Origin of the sequence: Tumidithrix elongata BACA0141, assembly GCF_036349135.1 — a bacterium.
GTDB lineage: Bacteria > Cyanobacteriota > Cyanobacteriia > Pseudanabaenales > Pseudanabaenaceae > Tumidithrix > Tumidithrix elongata.
Map to the genome: position 1 here is coordinate 1 of NZ_JAZBJZ010000171.1, position 7,915 is coordinate 7,915.

Genomic DNA, 7,915 nt, shown 5'->3' on the forward strand with positions numbered 1-7,915 from the left:
TCAGATTATCCTTATGAGTCCCTTTACGCAAAGATCTCTAGGCGTTGCATTTCATTCTTGAATTGGCGAGCTAATGCCCGAAGATGATCAACAAGGAAAAGTTAGCAGCGTATCTCAGATCGATTGGAGTCAATCCCGATCGGATCTAAGATCTTGCACTCGCTTCGGTGAAATCCCTGAATAAAAATGCGATCGCAGGAATAGAATAAACACGAATCGCCCGATAAATTCACAATGAATTACTCAATCATATCCAGCGGTGCAAAGCCTTGCCGTTGCGTATTCTCAGTGATGACGCGTGGTTCGAGGAATTGGAGCAGATAGTCGGGGCCGCCCGCTTTGGAACCAATGCCACTCAGCTTAAAGCCCCCAAAGGGTTGGCGATCGACCAAAGCCCCTGTGATACCGCGATTGACATAGAGATTCCCGACTTCAAATTCGCGATAGGCGCGATCGATGTGGGAAGGCGTGCGGGAATAGAGACCGCCTGTGAGGGCATAGGGGGTGTTGTTGGCGATCGCGAGAGCCTGCTCAAAACTCTCGGCTCGGATCACAGCAAGTACGGGGCCAAAGATTTCCTCTTGGGCGATCGCACTTTCAGGCTCGACTTCCGAGAGAATCGTGGGACTGACATAATAGCCATGCTCGGGAACGGGCATCTCTAACGCCACCTTAGCGGTTTCATGTCCTTTGGCAATGTAGCTACGAATCTTGGCTTGAGCATCGGCATCGATCACAGGGCCCAATTTGGTATTGGGAAGATGGGCTTCATTCACGACGAGGGAACGGGTTGCTTCCACCAGTCGGTGCAGGAAGTTGTCATAGACAGGCGATAGTACGACGACTCTAGAACATGCCGAACATTTCTGACCAGCATAGCCAAAGGCAGAATTCATCACACCCACAACCGCTTGATCGAGGTCGCTACTCTCATCAATCACGATTGTATTTTTGCCACCCATCTCAGCAATCACGCGCTTCATATGCTTTTGCCCGGGACGCAAAATCGCGGCATCGGCATAGATTTGACAGCCCACCTGTTGCGAACCTGTAAACGCAATCAAATGCACGTTGGGATGTTTGACCAAATGCGCTCCCACTTCCGAACCGATACCGGGCAGATAGTTAAATACTCCTTTGGGCATGCCAGAGGCTTGCAGGACTTCGGCGATTTTTGCCCCCACCACAGAGGACTGTTCGGCAGGTTTAAGAATTACCGTATTGCCTGCGGCTAGGGCAGCAACACTCATACCTAAAGCGATCGCAAAGGGAAAGTTCCAAGGAGAAATGACCACCACCACACCACGAGGCTGATAGATATAGGTGTTGTCTTCGCCGGGGACATTGCGCTGATGGGGTTGAGAAATTCGCTCCATTTCCTTGGCATAGTAGCGACAGAAGTCGATCGCTTCCGAAACTTCCGCATCGGCTTCGCGCAGGGGCTTGCCTACTTCCCAGACAATCCATGCCGTCAGTTCTGCCCGTTGTGCTTCCATCAGATCGGCAGCCTTACGCAGAATGTCCCCTCTAGATTTTGGAGACAGCTTTTTCCATGCGGGGAATGCCTGTTTCGCTGCTGTAACTGCTAGATCAGCTTGGGGAATGCTTGCTAGTCCAATTTTACCCACCACCTGCTTAAAGTTAGAGGGATTGAGCGATTCCACAAAGGATGCCGTTGGGATGGATTCCCCATTAATCACAGGGAAGTAGGTTTTGCCAAACTGATGGAGAACAGATTGAATGGCTTTTTCCGCCGCAGTTCTCTCGCGATCTTGGGAATAGTCAGCGTCGGGAGCATTAACAAAGCCATCGAAGGCAATATGTCGGGATTTCCCATTCGTGGTTTCCATTGTGGGAATCGCCACCAGTTCGTCGATGGGGCGAGATTCATTCACGCTCAAGCGCAAAAACGAACTGTTTGCCGTATTCTCTAACAAGCGCCGAATCAGGTAGGACATGCCCGGAATTAGATCGCCAAAGGGACAGTAAATTCTCACCCGATAGCCCAGATCGGCGATCGCTTTGGCAAATTTATCGCCCATGCCATAGAGTGCCTGAAGTTCAAAATTACGGCGCGGAATCTTTAAGGTCTGGGCGATCGCGATCGCTTTGGCGAGAGAACGCACGTTATGGCTTCCCACTGCGGCATAGAGATAGTTATAATTCTCTAATAGAATTTCAATCAAGCGTTCGTAGTTGGCATCGGTAGAGCTTTTCTGGGCAAAAACAGGTTGATCCCATCCCTGTTGGTATGCCTTGATCGTTTCTTGATCCCAATAGGCTCCCTTGACGAGACGCACGGTCACAGGTTTACCCCGTTTTTTTGCCCATGCCACTAGCCCTAACAAATCCTGTTCGCTATCGCGCAAATAGCCCTGCAACGTAATCCCAACATCGGTGCGATCGCAAAATTCGGGTTCCGTTAAAACCTGCTTGAGAATCTCTAGGGTGAGGTTTTTATAGGCATACTGTTCCATATCAAAATGGACGCCACAGCCCAATTCCTTCGCTTTTCTAAGTAAGGTGCGAACGGGTTCGCCCACCTTTTGGGTGGTGGTAACTGGATCGAGCGGATCGAATTGCGAATAGAAGGCACTGAGCTTTACCGAAACCTGAACCCTCGGTAGAACTTCGCCATCGGCTAGATCGATTTGCTCGATGACCTGCCAAGACTTGGCTTTAGCCGTTAGCTCCGTCATCATCTGTACATAGCGTTCTAGGTATGACTTCGCTTCCACTTCGCTAATCACGGCTTCTCCGAGTAAGTCCATCGTGAAGCAAAAGCGATCGCGTCGTAATTTTTCAATGTTTTTGATCGCCTCTGCTAAGTTAGCGCCGCTGATGTAGCGACGGGCGAGCGATTCAACCGCAGCAGAGAGGGTGGTCGCCGCCACGATCGCTGTGGGGGAGTTGGGATTATCGGTACTAAAGTTAAGCAGCGATTTGAGTGCAGGCACTTCCACCGCATCGCTGGCGAGATATTCCTGCATATGGCGTGCAGTTTCGGGCTTGCTGCGTAGGGCAGGCAAACAGTCAATCAGGCGAAACATCTGTACCCGCAGCCCTTCATTTCCCATTGCCCAAGCCATCAGCTTGTCGTCTAGACGCAAATCATCCTTAAGCTTTGTCCAGAAGGAACCTTTACTAGCTTCTAAAATTTTCTGGGCAATTTCACGGGTTTTTGCCTCATATGGGGTTGAGGGATTCGACATATTCACAACTGGATCGATTAGGGGTAGATTTGCTGGCGTAACCACAGTGGTTGAAACTCCTGTATCTGCGGAAATCCAGTATATCTATTTTCCCACTTCAATAGGAGCTTATGCCATAGGGATTCGACACGGCAAAACTAATTAATTAAGGATTTCGGAACAAAGCAAGCCGACTTGCTGGAACCAAGAGGTTTGATCCCCCTGCCCTATCGGGCATCCCCCTTTTTCAAGGGGGACAAGTGAGTTCTCCCCCCTTTTTCAAGGGGGGCTGGGAGGGATCTTTGGGATGTATAGCGTTTCAGGTTTTCTTATCCCGAGCCGACGTTAATTACGTCAGGAACTCATCATAATTGGAAGCAAAGCATTCCTTGATAAAATCAAGAGTTTATTGTGAATCAAGAAAAACCAGCCCTTACTGGTTCAAGGTAGGAACGGGTGGGTTATTGGGCGCATTGGGTTGCGTCTTAATCTTCATATAGGCTTCAACGACTTTCACTGCGATCGGCCCCGCGATCGTGCTACCACCGCCACCAGCATTTTCAGCAAAAGCAGTAACGACAATCTCTGGACTCTCAAAGGGAGCAAAACAAGTAAACCAAGCATGGTTAGGACGAGGGGGATCTTCGGCTGTGCCCGACTTGCCTGCCATCGCATATTCTTCCGAGTTCAGTGAGTGAGCAGTACCAATTTGGAATACGGCACGTAGAGCTTGTCGTAATGCATCTAAGGTACTCGGTGCTAGATTGAGTGACTTGCGCCATTCTTTTGAGGCTGTATCTTCTAGCAAGAGATGGGGCTTGATCAAATACCCTCCATTTGCAGGCACAGAGACCATCATCCCCACTTGCAATAAATTTGCCTGTACGTCCCCTTGACCGATCGACATATTGATCGTGTTGCCTTCAAACCAAGGCTCCTTAATCGTTTTAAGTTTCCATTCTGGGTCTGGCACGAGACCTATAGCCTCTTCACTGGCTAACTCCACACCTGTATGGGCTCCAAATCCATACTTGTGAGCCCATTCCGCCAAAGTACGCTCGCCCACCCGCCGACCTACCTGTCCAAAAAAGGTGTTACTGCTATAAGCCATTGCCTCAGAAAAGCCAATCGTGCCAAATCCTGCACTATTATGATCCCAAAACTGAATACCGCCTACATCCAAATAGGCGTATGTCGGTAACAGATCGTTGGGTGCAAATGCCTTAGACTCTAAGCCCGCAGTCATTGTCACTACTTTAAACGTGCTGGCAGGAGGGTATCCCTGTAAAGCGCGATTGACGAAGGGATGATCGGCAGCTTGCAAGCGAGCCCATGTTGCTTCTGAAATTTTTCCCGAAAATACATTGGGATCGAAGGTGGGATGGCTGACCATTGCTAAGATCTCGCCATTATTGGGATTCATGGCAATAATCGCACCCTTGATCTCACCCAAGGCAGCCTCTGCGGCTTTTTGTAAGTCGAGGTCGATGGTTAAGCGCACCGCATTGCCTGGTATAGGTGGCTTTTGCCCTAAAACGCGCAACACCTTGCCCATCGCATCTACTTCTACCTGTTGTCCGCCCCACTCACCGCGTAACATGGTCTCAAAAGCATCTTCTACACCGGCTTTGCCCATAACATCCCCAGGGCGATAGCCCTTTTCACGGCGCTCTTTTAAATCGTCGGAGGTAAGTTCGCCCGTATAGCCAAGTAGATGGGCAGCAACATCACCGTTGGGATAGTAGCGCACCGCCTCTGGATCGACTTTGACCCCAATCAATTCGCGGCTATGCTCGGACAGTCGCGTTACTAGTTTGGGACTAATTGCGGCGGCAACGCGGACTAAGTTGGGAGAGTTGTAGCCTTCCTGTTCGAGTTTTTCAGCAATCTTATTGGCTGGCACTTCCATGAGTTCTGCCAAGCGATCGATGGTGGCTGGCCATTTTTCCTTGGGTTGGGCGATCGGCCATAGGTAAATCGCATGGGCAAGTCGGCTCGTCGCCATAATATTCCCTTTGCGATCGAAGATGCGTCCGCGTTCGGGAGCCTTGGCGATCAGTCGTATCCGATTGTTTTCAGCAAGTTGACGGTTGCGATCGCCTTCGATTAACTGCAAATAACCAACCCGTCCCCCTAAAATGCCAATTAAGACGATCACGCTCAAGATAAACATCACCGCCACCCGCATCCCTTTTCCGACGGTGCGCGTAGATTCTGTGGGTAATGTGACCGTTGGTTTGTTTGGGGTTAGCGTCATAGGTTAACTCAGTATGAGTATTTTAGGATTGGCAACTGAACTGCTATAGAATGCAGGGGATTACTTAATTTTACCGTTTTATTCATTTGTGTCAGTAGGTAAGTCGTCAGAGTGGGATGAACTAGAGGCGCAGTTGCAGCAAGCCGAGCAACTGTTGCAAGAGGTAAAGCAAAGATTGTCGCAGGTTAAGACTGGGCAGCGCGATCGCCAAGCACTCCAACAGCAGCAAGCCGATCTGCAAGCAGAAATTAAGCAGGATTTACCCTCAGAGCAGAAGGCACAACTCAAGCAAGAACTCGACAAAATCACCGAACAACTCGAATTGGTTGAGGTAGACCTAGAAAGTCGGTTGCTATCTTGGAATAGTTTTCGCGAACCCTTTTGGCAAATCGTGCGGTTTGGTGGGGTAGGCGTATTACTGGGCGTGTTGCTCAAAAGCTGTGCGGGTTGAACCTAAGGAATCGCCAATAACTTCTCAGAACCAAACAACAAAGCAAAACATTCTTGATTGCCTAATCTCTGCTCGAAACAGACAATTTTAACGGTGCGATCGCTGTTGGTATAACGTTAGACCCGATCTTGCCACACCTGCGGGTCACGCTTACTGTGAAACACTGCCAGTACCACAACCCGATCGGGTTCAACCTTATACAGAATTAGGTATGGAAACTTACGGACAACTGCGCGTCGGACATCCTCGAAAATAATCTCATAGGCTTCTGGCAATGACTCAATGTGTTCCAATATCTCAGCAACACACATGAGAAAGTCAACCCCAAGCCCTGTTCGCTGTTGCTCATACCAATCAAATGCTTCGTCAAATTCAGCCTGTGCCTCAACCCGAAATACAATCGGCAAACTCATTAATGTATCCCTGCTCTAGCAAGTGCCTGAGCTTTAACATTGTGCCAAGAAACTACTGCTTGAGGATTAATTTTGTGGTCAGTAAGACGGCGTGATAACTCTTGGCTCTGCGCCTCTGTTAGCTCAAGTTGTCCTGGCTCTGCACTGATGCTGTCCCAGATAGCTTGAACTAGCCAAATGCGATCGTCAATGGTTAGTGCTTTGACTTGTAATAGGGTTGTGGATAGATCCATAGCTATACCTCTCGAATGGAGCCAATAGTAATCTATATCTTAGCTTGAGAGTTTGCTGTAGCGTTATTAAGTAAGTCCTAATCGTTAGGACATTATCAAGGCAGGAAGACCAATAAACACTCAATCACCTCACTGCACGAAGTTCCTCTTGAATAACTCGGCGTAGGGTGTCTTCATCTAGGGGCTGCTTAACCTTTTCTAGATACTGCCGTAAAGCTTCATTCATCATAGTTTGATACCCTTTGCCAGCAGAATCACCTCGTTCTCGAAAGGTTTCTAACACATCATCATCAATATAAATTGTGATGCGAGTTTTGCCTGTTTGGGGAATAACAGCACCCCGCTTGGCTTGACTAAAATCATATTCCGCTTTCATACTTTTGCCTCTCAGAACGGGTCGCTGAACGGGCTGAAATCATCGGATCAAACAAAACTGACTCTGCGTCAGAAAAGCGCACTCCATGCTTTTGCAGATTGGTAGCTGCCTTGTTCGGATCCCATTCAACTTCCATACATATATTATATGCATAAGAACGGGCTTTATGCTAGATGATTGTCTGAATAGGTATAACGTTGCCCATCACCCGCCGCAGATAACTTTGGCATCATAACCGATCGACTCTCGGTGGTCGGTGTGCATGGGCGTTGTAAGGCTGCGATCGCTTGCTTTAAAGAATTCATGAGCATGATGCGTTCCCAAAAATCTATCTATTGGGTAGTAGTTGCAGTAGGGAACGCACCCTACAAGATCGGCGATCGCACTAATCACGATCCTGATTTTGCCATCGCTTCTATCAAAAAATACAAGCAGAAGTTATATCGTTTAGAGTTCTCTGCTCAAATTCTAGACTGGATTTGCTAGGCTTTTGTCAGTCAATCAGCTAGTGCAGTGAATTGAACTAAAACGCTATGTTTATTCTACCGTCAGTATCTTATCCAAACAGTTTTAAATTCAGCCGTTTGATTAAGTTTTCTGTTGGTTCAAATGCAATGCTATAGATACACGGTGCACAGTCAGGTGGAGAATAGACAAAAACTACATGAGGGCTACCAAGATCTTTTAAAAGTTGTTGCACAAGCTTGGCTTTATGATAAGCATTGGCAAACTGATACATATTGCGCCTTTCTTGCCCATACCGTTGGTAAGCACCAATAAGAAAGGAAAATTTTGCCTCTTGGTCATTGGTTGGGAAGATCTCAGTTGAGATGTATCCAGCATTCTGCTGAATGAAACCTTGTCCCTTTGTATAAGCCGAATTACCATTCTCGTCTTTCCCAGTTAAACTGTGTTTTAGATAGTACGAGTTAATAAGCTGGGCTAGTAGACTACGGCGTAAAAATGTCTACCGTTAAACTGCCAGAGCCTTTCC

9 protein-coding genes are annotated in these 7,915 nt (G+C 48.1%); 2 read left to right on the forward strand and 7 right to left on the reverse strand.

The window, feature by feature from the left end; genetic code table 11:
• Nucleotides 1-239 precede the first annotated feature (239 nt).
• Both pruA and mrdA read right to left on the reverse strand, forming a co-directional pair.
• The gene (pruA, locus tag V2H45_RS24000) at nucleotides 240-3,212 is read right to left on the reverse strand and encodes an L-glutamate gamma-semialdehyde dehydrogenase (RefSeq protein WP_408648896.1); all 2,973 of its coding nucleotides are present in this window, start codon (nucleotides 3,210-3,212) and stop codon (nucleotides 240-242) included.
• A 412-nt stretch (nucleotides 3,213-3,624) separates the two neighbouring features.
• A complete protein-coding gene (gene mrdA, locus V2H45_RS24005; protein WP_330486225.1) occupies nucleotides 3,625-5,448 on the reverse strand; it encodes a penicillin-binding protein 2 in 1,824 nt (607 codons plus the stop codon).
• Nucleotides 5,449-5,536: 88 nt separating this feature from the next.
• On the opposite strand from mrdA, the gene V2H45_RS24010 reads away from it, so the two are divergent.
• Nucleotides 5,537-5,899, forward strand: coding sequence for a hypothetical protein (locus V2H45_RS24010; RefSeq protein WP_330486226.1), 363 nt, complete (start codon nucleotides 5,537-5,539; stop codon nucleotides 5,897-5,899).
• Nucleotides 5,900-6,015: 116 nt separating this feature from the next.
• Here the strand turns inward: V2H45_RS24010 and V2H45_RS24015 are convergent, their stop codons facing one another.
• From V2H45_RS24015 to V2H45_RS24035, 5 genes are all read right to left on the reverse strand, one after another.
• Nucleotides 6,016-6,312: a type II toxin-antitoxin system RelE/ParE family toxin gene (locus V2H45_RS24015; RefSeq protein WP_330486227.1), complete on the reverse strand. Its 297-nt coding sequence runs from the start codon at nucleotides 6,310-6,312 to the stop codon at nucleotides 6,016-6,018.
• Nucleotides 6,312-6,545: an addiction module protein gene (locus V2H45_RS24020; RefSeq protein ID WP_330486228.1), complete on the reverse strand. Its 234-nt coding sequence runs from the start codon at nucleotides 6,543-6,545 to the stop codon at nucleotides 6,312-6,314. The genes V2H45_RS24015 and V2H45_RS24020 overlap by 1 nt, the downstream gene beginning before the upstream one ends.
• A gap of 124 nt (nucleotides 6,546-6,669) precedes the next feature.
• The gene (locus V2H45_RS24025) at nucleotides 6,670-6,921 is read right to left on the reverse strand and encodes a BrnA antitoxin family protein (RefSeq protein ID WP_330486229.1); all 252 of its coding nucleotides are present in this window, start codon (nucleotides 6,919-6,921) and stop codon (nucleotides 6,670-6,672) included.
• On the reverse strand, nucleotides 6,905-7,057 hold the full coding sequence (locus tag V2H45_RS24030) for a BrnT family toxin (RefSeq protein WP_330486230.1): 153 nt from the start codon (nucleotides 7,055-7,057) through the stop codon (nucleotides 6,905-6,907). Before V2H45_RS24030 ends, V2H45_RS24025 begins: the two co-directional genes overlap by 17 nt.
• Nucleotides 7,058-7,085: 28 nt before the next feature.
• Nucleotides 7,086-7,232, reverse strand: a complete 147-nt coding sequence (locus V2H45_RS24035) for a hypothetical protein (protein WP_330486231.1) — start codon at nucleotides 7,230-7,232, stop codon at nucleotides 7,086-7,088.
• Between V2H45_RS24035 and V2H45_RS24040 the strand changes: the two genes are divergently transcribed.
• Complete coding sequence (locus V2H45_RS24040) at nucleotides 7,231-7,407, forward strand: hypothetical protein (RefSeq protein ID WP_330486232.1); 177 nt, start codon at nucleotides 7,231-7,233, stop codon at nucleotides 7,405-7,407. The genes V2H45_RS24035 and V2H45_RS24040 overlap by 2 nt on opposite strands.
• The last annotated feature ends 508 nt before the right edge of the window (nucleotides 7,408-7,915 follow it).

Coding starts and splice junctions, on each gene's coding strand:
- pruA (WP_408648896.1), bottom strand. CDS start 3,212: ATGTCGAATCCCTCAACCCCATATGAGGCAAAAACCCGTGAAATTGCC.
- mrdA (WP_330486225.1), bottom strand. CDS start 5,448: ATGACGCTAACCCCAAACAAACCAACGGTCACATTACCCACAGAATCT.
- V2H45_RS24015 (WP_330486227.1), bottom strand. CDS start 6,312: ATGAGTTTGCCGATTGTATTTCGGGTTGAGGCACAGGCTGAATTTGAC.
- V2H45_RS24020 (WP_330486228.1), bottom strand. CDS start 6,545: ATGGATCTATCCACAACCCTATTACAAGTCAAAGCACTAACCATTGAC.
- V2H45_RS24025 (WP_330486229.1), bottom strand. CDS start 6,921: ATGAAAGCGGAATATGATTTTAGTCAAGCCAAGCGGGGTGCTGTTATT.
- V2H45_RS24030 (WP_330486230.1), bottom strand. CDS start 7,057: ATGGAAGTTGAATGGGATCCGAACAAGGCAGCTACCAATCTGCAAAAG.
- V2H45_RS24040 (WP_330486232.1), top strand. CDS start 7,231: ATGATGCGTTCCCAAAAATCTATCTATTGGGTAGTAGTTGCAGTAGGG.
- V2H45_RS24035 (WP_330486231.1), bottom strand. CDS start 7,232: ATGCTCATGAATTCTTTAAAGCAAGCGATCGCAGCCTTACAACGCCCA.